Source organism: Agrobacterium sp. DKPNP3 (genome assembly GCF_052686535.1).
The window spans coordinates 13,841-35,854 of sequence record NZ_JBQYSN010000048.1; the positions used below are offsets into that span (position 1 = coordinate 13,841).

The 22,014-nt window shown below is 59.9% G+C and carries 22 protein-coding genes; 13 read left to right on the forward strand and 9 right to left on the reverse strand.

Going from position 1 to position 22,014, the window contains the following annotated elements:
• Positions 1–7 precede the first annotated feature (7 nt).
• The 6 genes from mce to ACUTJJ_RS14405 all read right to left on the reverse strand — a co-directional run bounded on the left by mce (position 8) and on the right by ACUTJJ_RS14405 (position 7,682).
• Positions 8–424 (reverse strand): methylmalonyl-CoA epimerase, encoded by a 417-nt coding sequence (gene mce / locus ACUTJJ_RS14380; protein WP_063946862.1) that lies wholly within the window; start codon positions 422–424, stop codon positions 8–10.
• Positions 425–437: 13 nt separating this feature from the next.
• Complete coding sequence (gene scpA / locus ACUTJJ_RS14385) at positions 438–2,579, reverse strand: methylmalonyl-CoA mutase (protein WP_445542589.1); 2,142 nt, start codon at positions 2,577–2,579, stop codon at positions 438–440.
• A 125-nt stretch (positions 2,580–2,704) separates the two neighbouring features.
• On the reverse strand, positions 2,705–4,708 hold the full coding sequence (locus ACUTJJ_RS14390) for an acetyl-CoA carboxylase biotin carboxylase subunit (RefSeq protein ID WP_445542590.1): 2,004 nt from the start codon (positions 4,706–4,708) through the stop codon (positions 2,705–2,707).
• A gap of 43 nt (positions 4,709–4,751) precedes the next feature.
• Complete coding sequence (locus tag ACUTJJ_RS14395; RefSeq protein WP_063946859.1) at positions 4,752–5,129, reverse strand: hypothetical protein; 378 nt, start codon at positions 5,127–5,129, stop codon at positions 4,752–4,754.
• Between the two features lie 21 nt (positions 5,130–5,150).
• Entirely contained in the window at positions 5,151–6,047 is an 897-nt protein-coding gene (gene yghU, locus ACUTJJ_RS14400) for a glutathione-dependent disulfide-bond oxidoreductase (RefSeq protein WP_404494678.1), read from the reverse strand.
• A gap of 102 nt (positions 6,048–6,149) precedes the next feature.
• On the reverse strand, positions 6,150–7,682 hold the full coding sequence (locus ACUTJJ_RS14405; protein ID WP_404494679.1) for an acyl-CoA carboxylase subunit beta: 1,533 nt from the start codon (positions 7,680–7,682) through the stop codon (positions 6,150–6,152).
• 118 nt (positions 7,683–7,800) lie between these two features.
• Between ACUTJJ_RS14405 and ACUTJJ_RS14410 the strand changes: the two genes are divergently transcribed.
• On the forward strand, positions 7,801–9,219 hold the full coding sequence (locus tag ACUTJJ_RS14410; protein WP_404494680.1) for a helix-turn-helix domain-containing protein: 1,419 nt from the start codon (positions 7,801–7,803) through the stop codon (positions 9,217–9,219).
• A gap of 15 nt (positions 9,220–9,234) precedes the next feature.
• On the opposite strand, the gene ACUTJJ_RS14415 is transcribed toward ACUTJJ_RS14410, so the two are convergent.
• Positions 9,235–9,891, reverse strand: a complete 657-nt coding sequence (locus tag ACUTJJ_RS14415; protein ID WP_404494681.1) for a DNA-3-methyladenine glycosylase family protein — start codon at positions 9,889–9,891, stop codon at positions 9,235–9,237.
• A 39-nt stretch (positions 9,892–9,930) separates the two neighbouring features.
• On the opposite strand from ACUTJJ_RS14415, the gene gluQRS reads away from it, so the two are divergent.
• Positions 9,931–10,830 (forward strand): tRNA glutamyl-Q(34) synthetase GluQRS, encoded by a 900-nt coding sequence (gene gluQRS, locus ACUTJJ_RS14420; protein ID WP_445542591.1) that lies wholly within the window; start codon positions 9,931–9,933, stop codon positions 10,828–10,830.
• Here the strand turns inward: gluQRS and ACUTJJ_RS14425 are convergent.
• Positions 10,798–11,715 (reverse strand): YihY/virulence factor BrkB family protein, encoded by a 918-nt coding sequence (locus ACUTJJ_RS14425; RefSeq protein ID WP_063947038.1) that lies wholly within the window; start codon positions 11,713–11,715, stop codon positions 10,798–10,800. The genes gluQRS and ACUTJJ_RS14425 overlap by 33 nt on opposite strands.
• 175 nt (positions 11,716–11,890) lie before the next feature.
• Between ACUTJJ_RS14425 and ACUTJJ_RS14430 the strand changes: the two genes are divergently transcribed.
• The 7 genes from ACUTJJ_RS14430 (at position 11,891) to ACUTJJ_RS14460 (ending at position 17,203) form a co-directional block, all read left to right on the forward strand.
• Positions 11,891–12,724: an SDR family oxidoreductase gene (locus tag ACUTJJ_RS14430; protein ID WP_445542592.1), complete on the forward strand. Its 834-nt coding sequence runs from the start codon at positions 11,891–11,893 to the stop codon at positions 12,722–12,724.
• A 17-nt stretch (positions 12,725–12,741) separates the two neighbouring features.
• Entirely contained in the window at positions 12,742–12,939 is a 198-nt protein-coding gene (locus ACUTJJ_RS14435) for a twin transmembrane helix small protein (protein ID WP_003497428.1), read from the forward strand.
• Between the two features lies 1 nt (position 12,940).
• Positions 12,941–13,519 (forward strand): cob(I)yrinic acid a,c-diamide adenosyltransferase, encoded by a 579-nt coding sequence (locus ACUTJJ_RS14440; protein WP_404494684.1) that lies wholly within the window; start codon positions 12,941–12,943, stop codon positions 13,517–13,519.
• Positions 13,520–13,550: 31 nt separating this feature from the next.
• Positions 13,551–14,324 (forward strand): rhomboid family intramembrane serine protease, encoded by a 774-nt coding sequence (locus ACUTJJ_RS14445; RefSeq protein WP_445542593.1) that lies wholly within the window; start codon positions 13,551–13,553, stop codon positions 14,322–14,324.
• 182 nt (positions 14,325–14,506) lie between these two features.
• Positions 14,507–15,253: an electron transfer flavoprotein subunit beta/FixA family protein gene (locus tag ACUTJJ_RS14450; protein ID WP_144576545.1), complete on the forward strand. Its 747-nt coding sequence runs from the start codon at positions 14,507–14,509 to the stop codon at positions 15,251–15,253.
• 24 nt (positions 15,254–15,277) lie between these two features.
• Entirely contained in the window at positions 15,278–16,207 is a 930-nt protein-coding gene (locus ACUTJJ_RS14455) for an electron transfer flavoprotein subunit alpha/FixB family protein (RefSeq protein ID WP_404494686.1), read from the forward strand.
• 114 nt (positions 16,208–16,321) lie between these two features.
• Complete coding sequence (locus ACUTJJ_RS14460) at positions 16,322–17,203, forward strand: 3-hydroxybutyryl-CoA dehydrogenase (RefSeq protein WP_063949214.1); 882 nt, start codon at positions 16,322–16,324, stop codon at positions 17,201–17,203.
• A 45-nt stretch (positions 17,204–17,248) separates the two neighbouring features.
• Here the strand turns inward: ACUTJJ_RS14460 and tlpA are convergent, their stop codons facing one another.
• Positions 17,249–17,917, reverse strand: a complete 669-nt coding sequence (gene tlpA, locus ACUTJJ_RS14465) for a thiol:disulfide interchange protein TlpA (protein ID WP_404494687.1) — start codon at positions 17,915–17,917, stop codon at positions 17,249–17,251.
• 22 nt (positions 17,918–17,939) lie between these two features.
• On the opposite strand from tlpA, the gene argH reads away from it, so the two are divergent.
• From argH to ACUTJJ_RS14485, 4 genes are all read left to right on the forward strand, one after another.
• Entirely contained in the window at positions 17,940–19,340 is a 1,401-nt protein-coding gene (gene argH, locus ACUTJJ_RS14470; protein ID WP_404494688.1) for an argininosuccinate lyase, read from the forward strand.
• A gap of 94 nt (positions 19,341–19,434) precedes the next feature.
• Positions 19,435–19,638, forward strand: coding sequence for an LPS translocon maturation chaperone LptM (gene lptM / locus ACUTJJ_RS14475; protein ID WP_144576549.1), 204 nt, complete (start codon positions 19,435–19,437; stop codon positions 19,636–19,638).
• A 13-nt stretch (positions 19,639–19,651) separates the two neighbouring features.
• Positions 19,652–20,920: a diaminopimelate decarboxylase gene (lysA, locus tag ACUTJJ_RS14480; protein ID WP_445542594.1), complete on the forward strand. Its 1,269-nt coding sequence runs from the start codon at positions 19,652–19,654 to the stop codon at positions 20,918–20,920.
• Positions 20,921–21,098: 178 nt separating this feature from the next.
• Positions 21,099–22,014, forward strand: a 916-nt coding sequence (locus ACUTJJ_RS14485) for a DUF4175 family protein (RefSeq protein WP_445542595.1), incomplete at its 3' end; no start/stop codon positions are given.

The following is a 22,014-nucleotide window of genomic DNA, read 5'->3' on the forward strand; positions in this document are numbered from 1 at the left end:
TTATGTTTCAACCGTGTGTCCGAGAAACCTGCTCGAGCTCGTAAAGCACCCCGCCCATATCCTTCGGATGCAGGAAAAGAACAGGATTGCCGTGCGCGCCGATCTTTGGCGTGCCATCGCCGAGAATACGGACGCCTTTTTGGATAAGGTCGTCGCGCGCCGCCAGAATATCCGGCACCTCGAAGCAGAGATGATGGGTGCCGCCGCCCGGATTGCGTTCGAGAAAAGCGGCAATCGGCGAGTTTTCCCCGAGCGGGTGAAGAAGTTCGATCTTGGTGTTATCAGCCTGAATGAACACCACCGTCACACCATGTTCCGGCAGCGATTGCGGCTCGGAAACCCGTGCGCCGAGCGCCCTGTATCGCGAAACGGCGGCATTGAGATCAGGCACCGCAAGGGCAACGTGGTTCAATCTTCCGAACATGCTCGCCGACCCCTCACGCATTTCGCCTGATGCCCTCGAGCAGATCGAGCACCTTGTTGGCCGCATCCATGACATTGGTGCCGGGGCCGAAGATTGCCGAGACGCCGTGGTCGAGCAGGAACTGATAATCCTGGCGCGGAATGACGCCGCCGACAACGACGATGATATCTTCCGCCCCCTTCTGTTTCAGCGCCTCGACCAGCTGCGGCGCAAGCGTTTTGTGACCAGCGGCAAGCGACGACATGCCGACCACATGCACCTTGTTATGAACGGCAAGCGCGGCTGCCTCCTCCGGCGTCTGGAACAGCGGTCCAGCCAGCACATCAAACCCGATATCGCCGAAGGCAGAAGCGATGACCTTTGCGCCACGATCATGCCCGTCCTGCCCGAGCTTGGCGACCATGATGCGTGGTTTTGTGCCGATCCGTTCAGCCACACCTGAAAGGCGGGCGGCAAGCGTGGCCAGCTCCGGTTCATCCTTGTAGGCCTCGCCGTAGATATCGCTCACCACCTCAGGCACGGCGGCGTGGTCGCCGAAGGCCACGCGCAACGCATCGGAAATCTCGCCGACGGTGGCGCGTGCACGGGCTGCGACAACGGCGGCTTCGAGAATATTGCCCTTGCCGCTGCGGGCCACCTCCGAGAGCGCCTGCAAAGCGGCGGTTACGTACTTGCCATCGCGACGACGGCGCGTGTCTTCGATGCGGCGGATTTGCGCAGCGCGCACGGCGGCATTGTCGATATCGAGAACATCGATATCCTCTTCCGTTTCCAGCCGGTAACGGTTGACGCCGACTATCACCTCCTCGCCCTTGTCCACCGCCGCCTGCCGACGGGTCGCGGCCTCTTCGATCAGTCGTTTCGGCAGACCTTCCGCCACGGCTTTTGTCATGCCACCAAGCCCCTCGACCTCCTCGATCAGAGCCCAGGCCTTCTCAGCCAGCTCATTCGTCAGGCTTTCGACATAATAGGAACCGGCCAAAGGATCCACGACCCTTGTGACGCCGGTCTCATGCTGGAGGATCAGCTGGGTATTGCGGGCAATGCGGGCGGAGAATTCCGTCGGCAGAGCAATCGCCTCATCGAAGGAATTGGTGTGCAGCGACTGCGTGCCGCCGAGCACGGCGGACATCGCCTCGAAAGCGGTGCGGACGATGTTGTTATAGGGGTCTTGCTCCTGCAGCGACACGCCCGATGTCTGGCAATGGGTGCGCAGCATCAGCGACGAGGCCTTCTGCGGCTTGAACTCCTCCATGATGCGTGACCAAAGCAGGCGCGCGGCGCGCAGCTTGGCCGCCTCCATGAAGAAATTCATGCCGATGGCGAAAAAGAACGACAGGCGGCCGGCAAAATCATCGACATTCAGCCCCTTAGCAAGCGCGGCCCGCACATATTCGCGACCGTCTGCCAGCGTAAACGCAAGCTCCTGCACCAGCGTCGCGCCGGCCTCCTGCATGTGATAGCCTGATATGGAGATGGAGTTGAATTTCGGCATCTCCCTAGCCGTATATTCGATGATATCCGCGATGATCCGCATCGAGGGTTCCGGCGGATAGATATAGGTGTTGCGGACCATGAACTCCTTGAGGATATCGTTCTGGATGGTGCCGGAAAGCGCTGCACGCGGAACGCCCTGCTCCTCCCCCGCAACGATGAAATTGGCGAGCACGGGAATGACGGCCCCGTTCATGGTCATGGAGACGGAGACCTTTTCGAGCGGAATGCCGTCGAACAGGATTTTCATGTCCTCGACGCTATCGATCGCAACGCCCGCCTTTCCGACATCGCCCTCCACGCGTGGATGGTCGCTGTCATAACCGCGGTGGGTGGCGAGATCGAAGGCGACGGAAACGCCCTGCTGGCCGGCGGCCAGCGCCTTGCGGTAAAAGGCATTGGAGGCTTCCGCGGTGGAGAAACCGGCATATTGACGGATGGTCCAGGGCCGTCCGGCATACATGGTGGCGCGCGGACCGCGGGTGAAAGGGGCAAATCCCGGCAGGCTGTTAAGATGGGAAACATGTTGCAGGTCGTCTGCTGTATAAAGCGGTTTGACCTCGATACCCTCAGGGGTGTGCCAGACGAGTGTGTCCGGTGAGCGCTTCAGCTCCTTTTCAGCAAGGTGAAGCCAATCCCGCACCGTATTTTCACCCGACATGCATCTCTCCCCTTTTGCATTTCGCTTCAGCATTCTGGCGGGAGATCGTGACGAAAATCGAACGATCTACCCCGTGCCCATAAACCGCTGCGGCCCGCTTGCGTTCCGAAGAAACGGCAGCAGCGTTACTCGAACTCGAGAATGACCTCGTCCACCGCGAGGCTGTCGCCTGGTTTTGCCGCCACTCTCGCAACACGGCCGCGTTTTTCCGCGCGCAGGATGTTTTCCATTTTCATGGCCTCCACCGTCGCCAGCGCCTGCCCGGCCTCCACCTCGTCACCCTCACCCACCGAGATACCGGTAATGACACCGGGCATGGGGCAGAGCAGCAGTTTCGAGGTATCCGGCGGCAGTTTTTCCGGCATCAGCAGCGCCAGTTCCGCCACGCGCGGGCTGCGCACGCGGGCGAGAACATCCATGCCGCGCCAGCGCAGGCGAACCGCTGCACCCGCAAGATCGACCTTGGCAGCGATGACCTCGCCTGCCACCGTAAACAGGCCAAGGCTTTGGCCAGGACGCCAGCCGGTATCGATGGTCAGCGCCATCCCATCCTCAAAACGCACCGCCGCGCCATCCGCACCGGTTTCGACGCTGACCCCGTGGCGGAACGCGCCAAACGAAACCACCCAGTCACCACCGACAATGCGGCGGTGATTGCCGATGGTACCCGAGATTTCAACCGCGCGGTTTTGCAGGCGCTGATTGACGATGGCGGCAATGGCGGAAAGCTTGCGCGCGGCGGCATCATCCGGCTCGACGCCGGAAAAGCCTTCCGGAAACTCTTCTGCTATGAAGCCGGTCGTCAGCCTGCCTGCGCGAAAACGCTCATGCTGCATGACGGCGGATAGAAAAGGCAGATTGTGGCCGATGCCTTCAACCTCAAAACGATCCAATGCCTCTCCCATGGCATCGATGGCTGTCGCCCGATCCTTGCCTAGAGCGCACAGCTTGGCGATCATCGGATCGTAATACATCGAGATTTCGCCGCCTTCGAAGACGCCGGTATCGTTGCGAAGAATGGTGCCGTTTTCCTGCGCCCCCTCATGCGGCGGGCGATATCGCGTCAGTCGGCCAATAGAGGGCAGGAAGTTGCGATAGGGGTCTTCGGCATAAAGCCGGCTTTCGATTGCCCAGCCGTTCAGCTTCACATCCGCCTGCCCGAAGGAGAGCTTTTCACCTGATGCCACACGGATCATCTGCTCGACCAGATCGATGCCCGTGACCAGTTCCGTCACCGGATGTTCCACCTGCAAACGGGTGTTCATTTCAAGGAAATAAAAGTTGCGGTCGCCATCGACGATGAATTCCACCGTGCCGGCCGAGTGGTAACCGACCGCTCTCGCCAGCGCCACGGCCTGCTCGCCCATTGCCTTCCGCGTCGCCTCGTCCAGAAAGGGCGACGGCGCTTCCTCGATGACCTTTTGGTTACGCCGCTGGATCGAGCATTCGCGCTCCCCGAGGTAAAGGATATTGCCGTGCTTGTCGCCCAGCACCTGAATTTCGATATGGCGCGGCTGGGTGACGAATTTCTCGATGAAGATGCGATCGTCACCAAAGGAGGATTTTGCCTCGTTTTTGGAGGACTGAAAACCCTCGCGCGCTTCGGCATCGTTGAAGGCAATACGCATGCCTTTGCCGCCGCCGCCGGCAGAGGCCTTGATCATGACGGGATACCCGATCTGGGACGCGATCTTCACCGCCTCATCTGCATCCTCGATCAGCCCCATATGGCCGGGAACGGTGGATACGCCGGCGTTCGCCGCCAGTTTCTTCGACGTTATCTTGTCACCCATGGCCTCGATCGCGCCAACGGGCGGACCGATAAAAACGACACCCGCCTTTTCCAGCGCCTGCGCGAAGGCGGCGTTTTCCGACAGGAAGCCATAGCCGGGATGGACAGCATCCGCCCCGGTCTTCTTGATCGCCTCGAGAATCTTCTCGATGACGATATAGGACTGTGACGAGGGTGCCGGGCCAATGTGGACGGCCTCATCCGCTTGTCTCACATGCAGCGCATTGGCATCCGCGTCCGAATAAACCGCAACGGTGGCGATGCCCATCTTCTTCGCCGTCTTGATGACCCGGCATGCGATCTCGCCGCGATTGGCGATAAGGATTTTCTTGATCATGCGGTTATGCCCCTCTTCCCTCAGCACGAACCTTGAGCAGCCGTCAAATCTCGAAGAAATTCTCGAAGGACTCCGGGAAGTTCTGCCGCGCGACGCGTTCGTCTATGACGAGCATCGCCTGGTAGGAAACAGGATCGAAATTCTTCTCCGCCGGCACCACCTCACGGCCGAAAAGCAGGTTAAGGCGGGCGGCGTCGAGATTGCCGCGCTCGAAGGGCTCAGGACCAAAATGGTGCCAGAGCGAGTGCAGGAAGGCAGCATCGATGCGATGCTCCTTGGTGTCGTTGCGCGCCCGCCGGGGTATCATCTTTATCGGTGTTACCCCTTTGGGGTTGGCGCGGCGGATGGTGAACTGGACGCCCGTGCTCGGCATGCCGGAGGGAAAACCCTTGTGTTTGGTCATTTCGGGCAGGTTCGCCATCTCTAATCCTTCTCTTTTTTCTTACGCCTTGCCGATCTTGTCCTGCGTCTTCGTGTCGAAGTCGGAGGCATCGTGGCGTTCATGCAATTGTTCGGACGGATCGCCCGAGGTCTTGTTGACGATCACGCCGCGTTTGACAGCAGGGCGTCCGCCGATTTCCAGCGTCCAGCGCATCAGGTTCTTATAGCCGTCCGCCTCCAGAAATGCACCCGCATCGCCATAGGCCTGGCCGAGCGCGATCTTGCCATACCATGGCCAGACGGCCATATCGGCAATCGTGTATTCGGAGCCGGCGAGATATTGGTTTTCAGCAAGGTGGCGGTCGAGCACGTCGAGCTGGCGTTTAACTTCCATGGCGTAACGGTCGATCGCATATTTGATCTTGATCGGCGCGTAGGCATAAAAATGGCCGAAACCGCCGCCGAGGAAGGGGGCGGATCCCATCTGCCAGAACAGCCAGTTCAGTGCCTGCGTGCGGGCATTGCCCTCCTTCGGCAGGAACGCGCCGAATTTTTCCGCGAGGTAAACGAGGATCGAGCCGCTTTCGAAAACCCGCGTCGGCTCAGATGTCGAATGATCCATCAGCGCCGGGATCTTGGAATTGGGATTGACGCCAACAAACCCGGAACCGAACTGGTCGCCTTCGCCGATCTTGATCAGCCACGCATCATAGTCTGCGTCCTTGTGGCCTGCAGCCAGCAATTCTTCCAGCATGATGGTGACCTTCTGGCCGTTCGGCGTGGCCAGCGAATAAAGCTGCAGCGGATGTTTGCCGACAGGCAACTCCTTGTCATGGGTGGGACCGGCGATCGGGCGGTTGATGTTGGCGAACTGGCCGCCATTGCCCTTTTCCCAGGTCCAGACCTTGGGCACTTCATATCCGGCGGGGAAATTATCAGCAGAGGAATTTTCGGCCATGAAAATGGGTCCTTGTGCGTTTCGGGAGGACATCCGGACATCCGGGCGCCTGAACATCCATATAGTAAGGTGGCCGAAGCATTTTTCCAGCCCTTCAGCAGATCAGAGCGGAATGGTATCGTGTTTCTTCCAGCGGGTTTCCACGTTCTTGTTGCGCAGCGACGCAAACGCGCGGGCGATGCGGCGGCGCGAGGAATGCGGCATGATGACCTCATCGATAAATCCGCGCTCCGCCGCGACGAAGGGATTGGCGAAACGCTCCTCATATTCTCTTGTTCGCGCGGCGATCTTTTCTGGATCGGAGAGCTCTGAGCGATAGAGAATTTCCGCCGCCCCCTTCGCTCCCATCACGGCGATTTCCGCGGTCGGCCAGGCATAATTCACATCAGCGCCGATATGTTTGGAGGCCATCACGTCATAAGCGCCGCCATAGGCCTTGCGGGTGATCAGCGTCACCATCGGCACCGTCGCCTCCGAATAGGCGAAGAGAAGTTTCGCGCCGTGCTTGATGACGCCGCCATATTCCTGCGCCGTACCGGGCAGGAAACCGGGCACATCCACCAAAGTCAGAAGCGGAATATTGAAGGCGTCGCAGAAGCGCACGAAACGCGCCGCCTTGCGCGAACTGTCGATATCGAGGCAGCCGGCCAGCACCATCGGCTGGTTGGCGACGACGCCGACCGTCTGGCCTTCGAGACGGATGAAGCCGGTGATGATGTTGCGGGCAAAGGCCTCCTGCAACTCGAAGAAATCGCCCTCGTCGGCCAGCGCGTGGATCAGCTCCTTCATGTCATAGGGCTTGCTGGAACTGTCGGGGATCAGCGTATCGAGCCGCGCTTCCAGGCGCGCCGGATCGTCGTGGAACGGCCGCACAGGCGGCTTTTCGCGATTGTTGAGCGGCAGGAAATCGAACAGCAGCCGCACATGTTCCAGCGTCTCGATGTCGTTTTCGTAAGCGCCATCGGCGACAGAGGATTTTTTTGTGTGGGTGGAGGCTCCGCCCAGTTCTTCGGCCGTAACGATCTCGTTCGTGACCGTCTTCACCACATCCGGCCCCGTCACGAACATGTAGGAGGTATCGCGCACCATGAAGATGAAATCGGTCATGGCAGGCGAATAAACCGCGCCGCCCGCGCAAGGCCCCATGATGACGGAGATCTGCGGCACGACGCCGGAGGCGACGACATTGCGCTTGAAAACATCTGCATAACCGCCGAGCGAAGCCACGCCTTCCTGAATACGCGCGCCGCCGCTATCGTTGAGGCCTATCACCGGCGCACCGTTGCGGACCGCCATATCCATGATCTTGCAGATTTTCTGGGCGTGGGTTTCCGAGAGCGAGCCGCCGAGCACGGTAAAATCCTGCGAGAACACATAGACCTGCCGGCCATTGATGGTGCCCCAGCCGGTCACGACGCCGTCTCCTGCCACCTTCTGCTCCGCCATGCCGAAATCCACCGCCCGGTGGGTGACATACATGTCATATTCTTCGAAGGAGCCTTCATCGAGCAGCACGTCGATGCGCTCGCGCGCCGTCAGCTTGCCCTTGGCATGCTGCGCATCGATGCGCTTGACGCCGCCGCCGAGCCGCGCCTCTTGTCGCCGCGTTTCCAATTGCTCCAGAATGCCGGGCATGTTTCCTCCGTGCGTTTCCCCAAAATCAATAGCTTAGAAAACATTCGCCTAGAAGCCTTGATCGTGCGCGTATGCGTGCCATAAATATTTGCAATATTTATTTTTGCAAAGTTGCAACATGGCGATGGAAAAACTCTTTATCGGCCGCAAGGTGCGCGGCCTTCGCGAAAATGTCCGCGCCACGCAGGCGCAGTTTGCCGAACGGCTGGGCATCTCTGCAAGTTACCTGAACCAGATCGAAAACAACCAGCGCCCCGTTTCGGCCAGCGTTCTGGTGACGCTGGTGGAAAAATTTCAACTCGACATGGCGGAACTGGCAACAGGCGAAAGCGACCGGCTGGTTTCCGCCGTGCGCGAGGCGCTGAAAGACCCACTGTTCCTGAATTACGAGCCTGGGCTTCAGGAGTTGAAGCTGATTGCCCAGAATGCACCGGGTTTTGCCCATGCGCTGCTGCGCGCCCATCAGGCCTATCGGCAAAACAGCGAGCAACTGGTGCAGCTGGATGACCGGCTGGGCCGCGGCACCGCGCAGGTGGAAAGAACTCCCTATGAGGAGGTGCGAGACTTCTTCCACTTCGTTGACAATTACGTTGCCGAGATCGATCTTCTGGCCGAGGAGCTGGCGCAGGAACTGGAGATCGAGGGAGGCGAGACCGACGGCATTCTGGCAGCGCATCTCAGGAACCGTTACGGCATCCATATCACAAGAACCGAGGCGGCAGGCGGGTTGATCCGGCATTTCGATCCTGTCGGCAAAACGCTCGCCCTCAGCTCCTACATGGCCGCGTCCACCCGCTGTTTTCAGCTTGCGTTACAGATCGCCCAGCTTCACGCCGGCGCGACGGTGGACAGGGTGCTCGCCGGCGCCGATTTCCGCAACACGGAAGCGGCCGAAATCTGTCGTATCGGACTGCACAACTATTTTGCGGCAGCCCTCATCCTGCCCTACGGACAATTTCACCGGGCGGCGCAGGAGCTACGCCACGATCTCGAACTTCTCGCCGTGCGTTTCGGCGCGAGCCTTGAGCAGGTGGCCCACCGGCTGAGCACCTTGCAACGGCCGGGTATGAAAGGCGTACCGATCTTCTTCGCCAAGATCGACCGCGCCGGCAATATCACCAAACGCCACAGCGCCACGCGGCTGCAATTTGCCCGTTTTGGCGCGGCCTGTCCGCTGTGGAATATCCATCAGGCTTTCGAAAGCTCCGACAGGATCGTTCGGCAGCTGGCGGAAACGCCTGACGGCGTGCGCTATCTTTCCATTGCAACACAGATCGAGAAAGCCGGCGCCGGTTTCAATACGGAAAGGCCGCGTTACGCCATCGCGCTTGGCTGCGAAATTTCCCACGCGCAGAACTTCGTTTACGCCGATACGCTCGATCTCGGCAATGCGGCGTCCTTCAAACCGATCGGCATTTCCTGTCGCGTGTGCGAAAGGGTGGATTGCGTGCAGCGCGCCGTGCCGCCGCTGAAACGAAAATTGCAGTTCGATCATCTATCCCGCGGTGCTCTACCCTATCGGATCGCGGATTTTTAAGGCTCACGCGGCCAGTCACGGCAAAGGTGCCATGGCGCGCCGCATGATGTTGGCATAATAGCCCCAGAACAACCGGGCGGCGACAGAACGCCATGGTGACCAGAGAGTTGCGCGTTCCGCCAGCCACTTCGCTTCCGGCCTTACCTCGAGATCAAGTGCATGCGCCACCGCCGATCGCAGCGCCACATCCCCCACCGGAAAGATATCCGGGTGCCCGCCGCAGAACATCAGATAGACCTCCGCCGTCCACGGTCCTATGCCACGAAGCGCCACGAGTTCGGAGAGGGCGGCACTCCCCTCCTTGCGCACCACGCCATCAAGATCGACCTTTCCTTCGGCGACGGCGCGGGCCAGCCCTTCAAGCGTCGACGCCTTGGCGCGCGACAGGCCGAAGGTGGCGCGCAATTGCTCGGGCGCGGCCAGATAATTCTCCGCCGTGACCGCGCCGCCGGTGCCAGCAATGATTCTCGCCCAGATGGCATTGGCGCTGGCGCGCGACACCATCTGCGACACGACGATATGGGCAAGGCCGGCAAAGCCGGGCTCGTGAATGCGCAGTTCCAGCGGACCGGCTATTTCAATGACGGGGCGCAGCGCCGGATCAAGGAGAGCGAGATGTTCCAGCCCTTCGTTGATGTCGTCCATCCCGGTGATGATTTTCATATCGGTCATTCCCTTCGCCGCCAGCCCGCTGGCGGGGAGCATTAAAACATGGCAGAAGAAACCATGCCTTCGCCTCGCCGTCAAAAACCGGTTTACCGTTTCGCGCCCAGCTCCAACGGCCGGCTGCACCTCGGCCATGCGCTCTCCGCTTTCCTGAACCATGACATGGCGCGGAATAATGACGGCCGCTTTCATTTGCGCATTGAGGATATCGACCAGACTCGCTGCACCCCGGAGTTGGAACAGGCGATCTATGATGACCTCGGCTGGCTAGGCCTCGACTGGGAAGAACCGGTCCGGCGGCAATCACAGCATTTCGATGAATACCGCGCGTCTCTGGACAGGCTGATCAAGGCCGATCTTGTCTATCCCGCCTTCTTGAGCCGTGGCGAAACCAAAGCCCTCGTCCGCGCCTTCGAAGCGGAGGGCAATTTGTGGCCGCGTGATCCCGATGGCGCACCGCTCTACCCTGATATCGACAGGCAAAGACCAAAAGCCGAGCAGGAAGCTCTGCTAGCCTCTGGCCGGCCGCACGCATGGCGCCTCGACATGGAAAAGGCGATCCGTGCCACTGCGAGTCCCCTTTTCTGGCAGGAAAGCGGCGATGGCGAGACGGGACTGATCGAGGCTCGCCCCGCGCTCTGGGGCGATGTCGTGCTTTCGCGGTCCGATGCGCCCTCCAGCTATCATCTCTCCGTTGTCGTCGACGATGCGCTACAGGGTATTACCCATGTGGTACGCGGCATGGATCTCTTCCATGCGACCGCGATCCATCGGCTTCTGCAGCAACTGCTGGATTTGCCGCAGCCTGCCTATCATCATCACAGGCTGATCCTTGGCACGGATGGGCGCAAGCTTTCGAAAAGCGAGGGCAGCACCGGCCTTTCTGCCCTTCGTGCCGAAGGGGCAACGCCTTCAGATATCCGCCGGATTGTCGGCCTCGTCTAACGCCCGCTCCCGGCGTATGCCATTGCTGCCGATATTGCGTCGGATAATTTGACGGACCTTGTATTTCATCAGGGCGGCATTCACCTCCGCGCCCAGCATGAAGATGACGCCGACCATGTAAAGGAAGACCAGAACCACCATCACAGACGCAAGTCCGGCGTAGGTGGCGGCATAATTGGCGAAGGTGGAGAGGTAATAGGCGAAGATCGCTGCACCGATGACCCAGAAAAGCAGGGTCAGCAGCACGCCCGGCCAGACATCCCAGATGCGCCGCTTGCCAGCGGGCAGCCACAGGTGAGCCGCCACGAGGCCGGCGGTAAGCACCACGATCGTGCCGTAGAGACCAAGGCTGGAGACCGTGTTCAGCAGATCTGTCAGCCACGGGAACCGCGCTTCGGCAAAGGATGCGGCGACAGGCACCGCAACCAGAACGATGCTGATGCCGGCAAAGACCACGACCGCAATCAAAACATAGAGAAGGCTGAGCAGGCGGGTCACATACCACCAGCGCGTCTCGGTGACACGATAGGCGCGGTTCAGCGAAATTCGCAGCGCCTCAACGCCGTTGGACGCAAAATAAGCGGCCGCCAAAACCGAAATTGTCAACAGCCCGCCACGGGGAATGGTCAGAACCTGCTGCACCTGCGCGGCAAGCGGTCCCGCAATGGCGGCTGGCCATGTATCGAAAATGAGATGTACCGCCGTTTCGGAAAACTGGTCGGCGCCGAGAAAACCGGCGAGCGCCGTGCCGAAGATGAGAAACGGAAACAGGGCCAGCAGAATGGAGAGCGCCATGTGGCTCGCCATCGCCCAGCCGTCATCCTCGGCGAAATGGGAATAGGCATCGAAGGCAACCTTGCCTGCCAGGCGCACTGCGGCAACCATGTCACCTCCATTCATCGGCATTTCATTTGTAACTTCGCGCTGAATATGGAAAATCAGCTTCGTTTTGTACAGCGCGCAAGCCCGGCTTTCGGTTCCGTCACTGAAAAGGATTTTGCGCAATTTAATCTCGTCTGCCCGGAGATGTCCGGGGCAAAAAACCAGCAGCGGAGCGGCCATGTCTGAAAAACCGGTCGCCATCATCACCGGCTGTTCCTCTGGCATCGGCGCCTATTGCGCCAGCGCGCTGCAACGGGACGGCTGGCGGGTCTTCGCCACCGTGCGCCGCATCGGCGACATGGCGGCGCTTGAAAATCAGGGCGTCGAGGCCCTGATCATGGATTACACAAAACCCGAAACCATCGCTGCCTTGGTCGAAACTGTCGCAACCCGAACCCGCGGCCGGATTGATGCGCTCTTCAACAATGGCGCTTATGGCCAGCCGGGGGCGGTGGAGGATTTGCCTGTCGAAGCGTTACGCGCGCAGTTCGAAACCAATGTCTTCGGCTGGCACGATCTGACACGGCGGGTCATACCCTTCATGCGCGACAGGGCTTCGGGCCGCATTGTGCATTGCTCTTCTATTCTGGGCCTCGTTCCTTATCGCTATCGGGGCGCTTACACGGCATCGAAATTCGCAATCGAAGGGCTGGGTGTGACGCTGCGCATGGAGCTTGAGGGCAGCGGCATTCACGTGAGTCTCATCGAACCTGGACCGATCACCTCAAAATTCACGGCGACGGCGCTTGCCCACGTCAGGCAACATATCGATCTCGAAAACTCGGCTCATGCCGCGGAATATAAACGGCAACTCGCCCGCATGGATGGCTCCGGCCCAGTCAACCGCCACAAACTCGGCCCTGATGCTGTCTATGCGGTGCTGAAACATGCCCTGACGGCGGCAAAGCCGAGACCGCATTATCCCGTTACTGTTCCAGCCAAACAGGGTCTTATCCTGAAACGGCTCTTGCCTGCCGGACTTTTCTATCGTCTGTTGCGGAGATTCGATTGAGGAGGAGTATCCCCTAAATGTCCGGCTTCACCACCGTTCTGGCCCTTATCGTCATGGGCCTCGTTGTCATCGTGTTGATACGCGGCCTCTTCAACATGCTGAAAGGGCAGGACGCCAACCGCTCAAACAAGCTGATGCAGCTTCGCCTGTTGTTGCAGGCCATCGCCATCGTGCTGATCATGCTCACCCTCTGGCTGACCGGCGGCGGCCGCTGACATGGTCAAGCTGAACAAGATTTATACCCGCACCGGCGACAAGGGCACGACCGCACTGGTTTCCGGCCCGCGCCGCCTGAAGCACGATCTACGCGTCGAGGCCTATGGCACCGTCGACGAGACCAATTCGGCTATCGGCGTCGCGCGGCTTCACACGGTCGGCATGGATAAGCTCGATGCGATGCTTTTCCGAATTCAGAACGATCTCTTCGATCTCGGCGCCGATCTAGCCACGCCCGACGATGGCGAGCCACTCTCCTATGAGCCGCTGCGCATCGTCGAGAGCCAGGTCACCCGACTGGAGACCGAAATCGACGAACTCAACGCCTCTCTTGAGCCGCTTACCTCCTTTGTCCTGCCGGGCGGCAGCGCGGCAGCAGCCAATCTGCACATGGCGCGGACAATCTGCCGGCGGGCGGAGAGGTTGATGGTGGAGCTTTCCGTCGCCGAGAGTGAAATCGTCAGTCCCGCGGCCATCAAATATGCAAACCGCCTGTCGGATTTCCTTTTCGTGGCCGCCCGCTTCGCCAATGATGCGGGCCGGGCCGACATTTTGTGGGTTCCAGGCAAGAACCGCTAGATCGCATCAATCGCGCTAATGAGGGCGTTCCATGTTCATACCGCTGCACGATGCGAACTCCCTCAAACATATCCGGCTGCAATATGTTACAATCGGCCTGATCGTGGTGAATATTCTCGTCTGGCTGTTTACTGGCGTTCTTGCCAGCGATACTGAGGCCAATGCGGCGGCGCTTGGCCTCGGCTTCATCCCCGCGGTGGTGTTCGATTATGCCTATCTGGAACCGGCGCTACAGGTGGTGCCTGATGATCTCACCGTCATCACCTATTCTTTTCTTCACCTCGACTTCTGGCATCTTGCCGGAAACATGCTGTTTCTCTGGGTGTTCGGCGACAATGTCGAGGATGCGCTCGGCCATTTCCGCTTCCTGATCTTCTATATCCTCTGCGCGGTCGCGGGAGCGCTGTTTCACGGCCTAGTGGCTCCCACCTCGGAGGGACCGCTGATCGGCGCTTCAGGCGCGGTGTCCGGAGTGGTTGCGGCCTATTTTCTGCTGCATCCCAAGGTTCGCGTGTGGGTGCTCGTCTTCATGCGCATTCCGCTTCCCCTGCCCGCTTTCATTCCGCTGGCGCTATGGATTGGCCAGCAGTTCCTGATGCTGGTCCTCGGGCTTGAGGAAAACGTTTCCTGGGGTGCGCATGTCGGCGGCATTTTGGCGGGCGCGATCTTGGTTATTTTCATGCGCAGGCGGGGCGTTCCCCTGTTTGACCGAACGATTGTTCCACCGAGGGCGGCGCAGTTCAAGAATACGTCGCAAACGGCGGGGTTGTCGCAAATCGAACGCGGCTATGACGGCGGTAGATGAGCGTTGCGTGGGAGATAGAGTATTTACGTTAACGTAAACGTAAGATATGCCTTACGTGCATGTGATAATGAAGATTGATCCGTTGTGTTTGCGGGAAAAATGCTTATCCATGTCGCCACCTGTTTTTGGAGGTCCGCGCGGTCAACTGGCCCAAGCGGACAGGAGTTTGAGGAAGACCGCCGATGAAAATCCTTGTCCCCGTTAAACGAGTCGTCGATTACAACGTGAAGATCCGGGTTAAGCCCGATGGTTCTGGCGTTGAGCTTGCCAACGTCAAGATGTCGATGAACCCCTTCGACGAAATCTCGGTGGAAGAGGCCCTTCGCCTGAAGGAAGCCGGCAAGGCAGAAGAAGTCGTGGTCGTTTCCATCGGACCTGCCAAGGCGGAAGAAACGCTGCGCACCGCGCTTGCCATGGGTGCGGACCGCGCCATCCTGATCGAGACCGACGAAACCGTCGAGCCGCTCGCCGTCGCAAAGCTCTTGAAGGGCGTGGCCGAGGCTGAGCAGCCTGGTCTCGTCATCGTCGGCAAGCAGGCGATCGACGACGACTCGAACCAGACCGGCCAGATGCTGGCTGCCCTGCTCGGCTGGGGCCAGGGCACCTTCGCATCCAAGGTCGAGCCGTCGGATGGCAAGGTGGCAGTCACCCGTGAAGTTGATGGCGGCCTGCAGACGATCGAGCTTAAGCTTCCCGCCGTCGTCACCACCGATCTTCGCCTGAACGAACCGCGCTATGCATCGCTGCCGAATATCATGAAGGCCAAGAAGAAGCCGCTCGACAAAAAGGCTCCGGCCGATTTCGGCGTCGACGTCTCGCCGCGCCTGAAGGTGCTGAAGACCGAGGAGCCCGCAGGCCGCAAGGCTGGCATCAAGGTCGCTTCGGTTGGCGAGCTCGTCGAAAAGCTCAAAGCTGACGGCATTCTCTAAGTTTCGGAAAAGGGAGATATTCTCATGGCCATTCTTCTTCTGGCAGAACACGACAACGCAACCCTTTCCGACCTGACCGGCAAGACGCTGACGGCGGCAACGCAAATCGGCGGCGACGTGCATGTGCTTGTCGCCGGTTCGGGCGCCAAGGGTGCCGCCGACGCGGCGGCGAAACTTTCCGGCGTCTCCAAGGTGCTGCTTGCCGACGACGCATCCTACGCCAATTCACTGGCCGAGCCGCTGGCAGCGCTGATCGTCTTGCTCGCGCCTTCCTACGACGTCATCATCGCTCCTGCGACCGCTTCTGCCAAGAACGTCATGCCGCGCGTTGCGGCCCTTCTCGACGTGGCGCAGGTCTCTGAGATCATCGAAGTCGTATCGCCTGATACCTTCAAGCGCCCGATCTATGCCGGCAACGCCATCCAGACCGTGCAGGCAACCGATGCCAGGAAGGTCATCACCGTGCGTCCGACCGCCTTTGCGGCAGCGGCAGAAGGTGGTTCGGCATCGGTCGAGACGATCGCGGTCGCTGAAAACCCCGGCGTCTCCTCTTTCGTTTCCGACGCGCTTGCCTCGTCCGACCGTCCGGAACTGACCTCCGCGAAAATCATCATCTCCGGTGGCCGTGCCCTCGGTTCTTCGGACAAATTCAAAGAAGTCATCCTTCCCGTTGCCGACAAGCTGGGTGCGGCCGTTGGTGCATCGCGCGCTGCTGTCGATGCCGGTTATGCGCCGAACGACTGGCAGGTTGGCCAGACCGGCAAGGTGGTCGCACCGCAGCTTTACATCGCGGCCGGCATTTCCGGTGCCATCCAGCATCTGGCCGGCATGAAGGATTCGAAGGTCATCGTCGCCATCAACAAGGATGAAGAAGCGCCGATCTTCCAGGTCGCCGATTACGGTCTCGTCGCAGACCTGTTCGAAGCTCTGCCGGAACTGCAAAAAGCCCTTTGATTTTCAATACATGATGAAGGCGGCGCGTTTTTTGAACGCGCCGCCTTCTCTTTTTCGGCGATATGCGTAACATCGCCAGCGAATTAGCAGATGAAGCACATGGGAGAACCGCATATGACCGCCCCCTTTAAGAACATCGGTGTCATCGGAGCCGGTCAGATGGGATGCGGCATAGCGCATGTTTCCGCCATTGCCGGCTACAGGGTCCATATCTACGATCTTTCGAAGGAAGGCATCGAGGCCGGCCTTGCCACGATCAACGGCAATCTCGCCCGCCAGGTGACTAACGGCAAGCTTTCCGACGAGGCCCGCAAGCAGGCACTGACACTCATCAGCGGTTCGACCGACGTCAACGATCTGGCGCCGATGGATCTTGTCATCGAAGCCGCCACGGAAAATGAAGAGATCAAGCGCAAAATCTATGCGCAGGTCTGCCCGGTCCTGAAGCCCGAGGCACTGCTCGCCACCAACACGTCTTCACTTTCCATCACCCGGCTTGCTTCCGCCACCGACCGTCCCGAACAGTTCATGGGCATCCACTTCATGAACCCGGTGCCGGTCATGAAGCTGGTGGAACTGGTGCGCGGCATCGCCACCAATGAAAAGACCTTCGATGCGGCCAAGGACTATGTGCGGACGCTTGAAAAGGCGATCACCGTGGCCGAGGATTTCCCGGCCTTCATCGTCAACCGCATCTTGCTACCGATGATCAATGAGGCGATCTACACGCTTTATGAGGGCGTCGGCTCGGTGGAAGCCATCGACACCGCCATGCGGCTCGGCGCAAACCACCCGATGGGTCCGCTGCAACTCGCAGACTTCATCGGTCTCGACACCTGTTTATCGATCATGCAGGTGCTGCATGACGGCCTCTCCGACAGCAAGTACCGCCCCTGCCCGCTGCTGGTCAAATATGTCGAGGCCGGCTGGCTCGGCCGCAAATCCGGCCGCGGCTTTTACGACTATCGCGGTGAAACGCCGGTTCCGACGCGGTAGAAACACCAGGGGGCGGGAGAGAAGAATCCCTCCCGCAGCCTCAGTTTACTTCGACGCTGCAGCCGTCACCAAGGCCTTCGCATCTTCGCTGTCCCAAGCGGCCGGCCCGTTCATCGCGCCAAGCAGGCAACCATTTTCATCAAGCAGCAGGGTGGCAGGCAAGCCAAAGGCGAGCCCTTCCTTTTTGAGGACATTGAAAACGCCCATGGAGCTGTCACGGTAGTGCTTCAGGGAATCGATTCTGTATTCATCCATGAAGGCTTTCGGCTTTTCATCGCCACCCGTATCGATGTTGACGGCCACGACTTCAAAGCCGTCACCACCCTTGTCCTTCTCGAGCGCATTAAGGGCCGGCATTTCTTCGCGGCAGGGCACGCACCACGTCGCCCAGAGGTTGAGCAGCACTGTCTTGCCCTTGAGATCGGCAAGGCTCATGTCTTTCCCCTCTGGCCCCTTGAAGGAGAGCGGAATGACGCGCGGGGTGTCCGCCGCCGACATGGCGGCCACCTGCCCCTTCAGAAACGGTTTCATCGAGGCGATGCGGTTTGCCGCACCCTCACATAAACTGGCCTCTGCCACCGCTGCCCCTTGAACCGGGCTCTCAGACCCAATATGCCTGAACCAGACCGCGCCCGCACCGGCGAGCACACCGGCAACGGCAGCAATTGCAACCAACTTGGCGGAAGGAAGCCTGAACGGCCTTTTTTCTGTCATCGAATACTCCAGGGCACGACATATGGCTGACGGCACAGATCAGAAATCCTCCAACCAGATGTGGGGCGGGCGTTTCGCTTCCGGGCCATCTGCCATCATGGAAGAGATAAATGCCTCCATCGGCTTCGACAAGAAGCTTTACGCCCAGGATATCCGCGGCTCTATGGCGCATGCCACCATGCTGGCATCTAAAGGCATTATTTCGATCGAAGATAAAGACAAGATCATTGAGGGTCTGAACACGATCCTGTCAGAGATCGAAGCCGGCAGTTTCGAATTCTCCCGCAAGCTCGAAGATATTCACATGAATATCGAGGCGCGGCTTGCGACCCTGATTGGCCCAGCCGCCGGCCGTCTGCACACCGCCCGCTCGCGCAACGACCAGGTCGCTCTCGATTTCCGCCTTTGGGTCAAGGAAGAGTTGCAGAAGACCGAGGGCATGCTGACCGCCCTCATCGCCGCCTTCCTTGATCGCGCGGAGGAAAATGCCGATACGGTCATGCCCGGCTTCACCCACTTGCAGACGGCGCAGCCCGTCACCTTCGGCCATCATTGCATGGCCTATGTGGAAATGTTCGGCCGTGACCGCGCCCGTGTGCGCCATGCCATCGAGCATTTGGACGAAAGCCCGATCGGCGCAGCAGCCCTTGCCGGCACCGGCTACCCAATCGACCGCCACATGACGGCCAAGGCCCTCGGCTTCCGCGAGCCGACCCGCAACTCCATCGACACCGTCTCCGACCGCGATTTCGCGCTGGAGTTTCTCTCCATCGCCTCCATCTGCGCCACGCATCTGTCGCGTCTTGCGGAAGAGATCGTTATCTGGTCGACTCCCCAATTCGGCTTCATCCGCCTGTCGGACGCCTTCTCCACCGGCTCCTCGATCATGCCGCAGAAGAAGAATCCTGACGCCGCTGAGTTGGTGCGCGCCAAGACCGGCCGCATCAACGGCTCGCTGATCGCCCTTCTGACAGTGATGAAGGGCCTGCCTCTCGCCTATTCCAAGGACATGCAGGAAGACAAGGAGCAGGTTTTCGACTCCGCCGAAAGCCTGGAACTGGCGATTGCCGCCATGACCGGCATGATCCGCGACCTCGAAGTGCGCAAGGACCGCATGCGTGCAGCCGCAGGCTCCGGTTATTCCACCGCGACCGATCTGGCCGACTGGTTGGTGCGAGAAGCAGGTCTGCCCTTCCGCGATGCCCACCATGTGACTGGCAATGCCGTGGCGCTGGCGGAAAAGAAAGGCTGCGATCTTGCCGATCTTTCGCTGGAAGAATTGCAGGCCATCCACCCCGGCATTACCAACAGCGTTTTCGATGTTCTTTCGGTGGAAGCATCCGTCGCCAGTCGCACAAGCTTCGGCGGCACGGCTCCTTCGGAGGTGCGCAAACAAATCGCCTGGTGGCGCGGCCGCAACTGATAAATCTGCGTTAAGCCGCGATCACAAGAAACAGGGTGCACAAGCGCCCTGTTTTTCGTTATCAGAGAGGCACATATTTCCTTTGGACAGGCTCATGCTTTCAAAAACCGCGCGCAAACTCATCCTTCCCATCGGCATGGCGCTCGCCGTCAGCCTTGCTCTCAGTGCCTGCGGCCGTAAGGGCGACATCGATCCGCCGAGCACGCCGGTCGAAATGCGCAACAAACGCGCCGCCGATGGAAGCGAACCGAAGCCGGCAACGGCTGAGCGTCCGTTCATTCTCGACAAGCTTCTCTGACGGGTAAAAAGCCGTGAACCATTTTGGCTATATCGACGGCGTGCTGCACGCCGAAAACGTGCCCGTGCCTGAGATCGCCAAGGCGGTCGGCACGCCCTTCTACGTCTATTCGACCGCAACGCTGGAACGCCACTACAAAGTGTTCGCAGGTGCGTTTGCCGATGTGGACGCCATGGTCTGTTACGCCATGAAGGCCAATTCCAACCAGGCGGTGCTGAAAACGCTGGCAAAGCTCGGCGCCGGTATCGACGTCGTCTCCGGCGGCGAATTGCGTCGTGCATTGGCTGCCGGTGTCCCCGCAAGCCGCATCATGTTCTCCGGCGTCGGCAAGACGGTGGCGGAAATGGATTATGCGCTGAATGTGGGCATTTATTGCTTCAACATCGAATCCGAGCCGGAGCTGGAAGTCCTCAATCTGCGTGCCGTGAAGGCCGGCAAGCGGGCGCATGTCTCCTTCCGTATCAATCCGGATGTGGATGCGCGCACCCACGCCAAGATTTCCACTGGCAAGAAGGAAAACAAGTTCGGCATTTCCTATGAGCGCGCCCGCGCCGTCTATGCCCATGCTGCCACCCTGCCCGGCATCGAAGTCACCGGCATCGACATGCATATCGGCAGCCAGATCACCGAATTGCAGCCTTTCGAGGACGCCTTCCGGCTGCTGCGGGAACTGGTGGAAGCGCTTCGCGGCGACGGCCATGCGATCAGCCACGTCGATATCGGCGGCGGCCTCGGCATTCCCTATCGCGACGACAACAATCCACCGCCGCTGCCGGATGCCTATGCGCATATCGTCAAGAACGAATTGAAAAGCCTTAACTGCAAGATCGTCACCGAGCCGGGACGCCTGATCGTCGGCAATGCCGGCATTCTGGTGACGGAAGTGATCTATGTGAAGGATGGCGGCGACAAGACTTTTGTGATTGTCGACGGCGCCATGAACGATCTCATCCGCCCCACACTTTACGAGGCCTATCACGGCATCCGCCCGGTCGTGCAGCCTGCCGAGAATGCCCCGCGCATCAAGGCCGATATCGTCGGCCCTGTCTGCGAAACCGGCGACTATCTGGCGTTGGACAGGGAGATGGCGGCGCCGCAGCCGGGTGATCTGATCGCCGTCAGCTCCGCCGGCGCCTATGGCGCAGTTCAGGCGGGCACCTATAATTCGCGCCTGCTTGTGCCGGAAGTGCTCGTCAAGGGTGACAAATTCCACGTCATTCGTCCGCGTGGCACTTATGAGGAGTTGATCGCGCTCGATTCTGTACCTGACTGGCTCGACTGACCCCACCCAATATTTCAAGTGACCGATCACAATTGAGCGAAGCTGCCTAAAAAATGGGGGTGAGGGCTTAGGTGCCCTCGTCTTCGCCACAAAGAATGTTATCCTTGCCCCAGTGATATGAACAGCTCGCCGTTCCGGGAATGGCGTTCGACGTGGCCAGAACCGGGAGAACGGATTGATGACCACAGCCGGAAAGGACAGCACAGGCAGAAAGCGCCCGACCGGCGCGTTCGCGCAGCGGCCGGACCTTGCCCGCCGGGTTGCCGCCAAGCGTTTCTTCGCCAAAATCGTGCTGCTCTGCGAGAAAATCGCGCCGAAAACGCTGTGGCCAATCTCCATCGCTGCCGCCTTTCTGGTGCTTGCCTGGTTCGGCCTTTACCGGCAGATGCCGGATTTCCTGCGGCTCGGCATCGTTTTCGTTCTGGTTTTCGGCTTCATCGCCACGCTTTTGCCGATCCTTCGGCTGAAGTGGCCAACGGATCATGAAGCCTCGCGCCTTCTTGAGGATCGTAACGGCCTGGCGCACCAGCCGGTCGGCGTGCAGGAAGATGAGCCCGCTTTCGACACGCCATTTTCGCGCACGCTCTGGAAAGAACACCAGGTTCGTATGGCAGAGCGCATTGCCGCACTGAATGCCGGCCTCCCGAAACCCGATATTGCCCGCTATGACCGTCTGGCGCTGCGCGCCATTCCGGCACTGCTTCTGGTCACCGCTTTCGGTTTTTCCTACTCAAATGGCGCCGGCACGGTTGCCGATGCGTTCCGCAGCCGGCCAGCCGTCGGCCCACTCAATCCCGATATCCGTCTCGATGCCTGGGTTACACCGCCTGCCTATACCGGCCGCGCGCCGATTTTCCTGACCGGACGTGACGCAACCAACCGCGACGCGGTTTCCGTACCGCAATCCTCCAAACTGACAATCCGCATGACCGGCGGCGATGGCGGAGAGGAAGTGACCTTCGAGCCGGAAACGGCGGGCGCATTGCAAAAGCTTTCGCCTGAGGCGGCCAAAGCCGACAGCGCTAGCGGCGATATCGCCGTCCAGGCGTCGGCCCGCTCTACCGATCAGCCCGTTACCCCGCGCACTTTCGCGA

What these genes read in the sequence shown, in the direction of transcription:
- ACUTJJ_RS14405 (WP_404494679.1), bottom strand. Translation starts at nt 7,682, where the DNA reads ATGCCCGGCATTCTGGAGCAATTGGAAACGCGGCGACAAGAGGCGCGG.
- ACUTJJ_RS14395 (WP_063946859.1), bottom strand. Translation starts at nt 5,129, where the DNA reads ATGGCGAACCTGCCCGAAATGACCAAACACAAGGGTTTTCCCTCCGGC.
- ACUTJJ_RS14435 (WP_003497428.1), top strand. Translation starts at nt 12,742, where the DNA reads ATGTCCGGCTTCACCACCGTTCTGGCCCTTATCGTCATGGGCCTCGTT.
- tlpA (WP_404494687.1), bottom strand. Translation starts at nt 17,917, where the DNA reads ATGACAGAAAAAAGGCCGTTCAGGCTTCCTTCCGCCAAGTTGGTTGCA.
- ACUTJJ_RS14425 (WP_063947038.1), bottom strand. Translation starts at nt 11,715, where the DNA reads ATGGTTGCCGCAGTGCGCCTGGCAGGCAAGGTTGCCTTCGATGCCTAT.
- scpA (WP_445542589.1), bottom strand. Translation starts at nt 2,579, where the DNA reads ATGTCGGGTGAAAATACGGTGCGGGATTGGCTTCACCTTGCTGAAAAG.
- ACUTJJ_RS14460 (WP_063949214.1), top strand. Translation starts at nt 16,322, where the DNA reads ATGACCGCCCCCTTTAAGAACATCGGTGTCATCGGAGCCGGTCAGATG.
- ACUTJJ_RS14455 (WP_404494686.1), top strand. Translation starts at nt 15,278, where the DNA reads ATGGCCATTCTTCTTCTGGCAGAACACGACAACGCAACCCTTTCCGAC.
- mce (WP_063946862.1), bottom strand. Translation starts at nt 424, where the DNA reads ATGTTCGGAAGATTGAACCACGTTGCCCTTGCGGTGCCTGATCTCAAT.
- ACUTJJ_RS14450 (WP_144576545.1), top strand. Translation starts at nt 14,507, where the DNA reads ATGAAAATCCTTGTCCCCGTTAAACGAGTCGTCGATTACAACGTGAAG.
- ACUTJJ_RS14415 (WP_404494681.1), bottom strand. Translation starts at nt 9,891, where the DNA reads ATGACCGATATGAAAATCATCACCGGGATGGACGACATCAACGAAGGG.
- ACUTJJ_RS14410 (WP_404494680.1), top strand. Translation starts at nt 7,801, where the DNA reads ATGGCGATGGAAAAACTCTTTATCGGCCGCAAGGTGCGCGGCCTTCGC.
- ACUTJJ_RS14440 (WP_404494684.1), top strand. Translation starts at nt 12,941, where the DNA reads ATGGTCAAGCTGAACAAGATTTATACCCGCACCGGCGACAAGGGCACG.
- lptM (WP_144576549.1), top strand. Translation starts at nt 19,435, where the DNA reads ATGCTTTCAAAAACCGCGCGCAAACTCATCCTTCCCATCGGCATGGCG.
- gluQRS (WP_445542591.1), top strand. Translation starts at nt 9,931, where the DNA reads ATGGCAGAAGAAACCATGCCTTCGCCTCGCCGTCAAAAACCGGTTTAC.
- argH (WP_404494688.1), top strand. Translation starts at nt 17,940, where the DNA reads ATGGCTGACGGCACAGATCAGAAATCCTCCAACCAGATGTGGGGCGGG.
- ACUTJJ_RS14445 (WP_445542593.1), top strand. Translation starts at nt 13,551, where the DNA reads ATGTTCATACCGCTGCACGATGCGAACTCCCTCAAACATATCCGGCTG.
- ACUTJJ_RS14390 (WP_445542590.1), bottom strand. Translation starts at nt 4,708, where the DNA reads ATGATCAAGAAAATCCTTATCGCCAATCGCGGCGAGATCGCATGCCGG.
- yghU (WP_404494678.1), bottom strand. Translation starts at nt 6,047, where the DNA reads ATGGCCGAAAATTCCTCTGCTGATAATTTCCCCGCCGGATATGAAGTG.
- ACUTJJ_RS14430 (WP_445542592.1), top strand. Translation starts at nt 11,891, where the DNA reads ATGTCTGAAAAACCGGTCGCCATCATCACCGGCTGTTCCTCTGGCATC.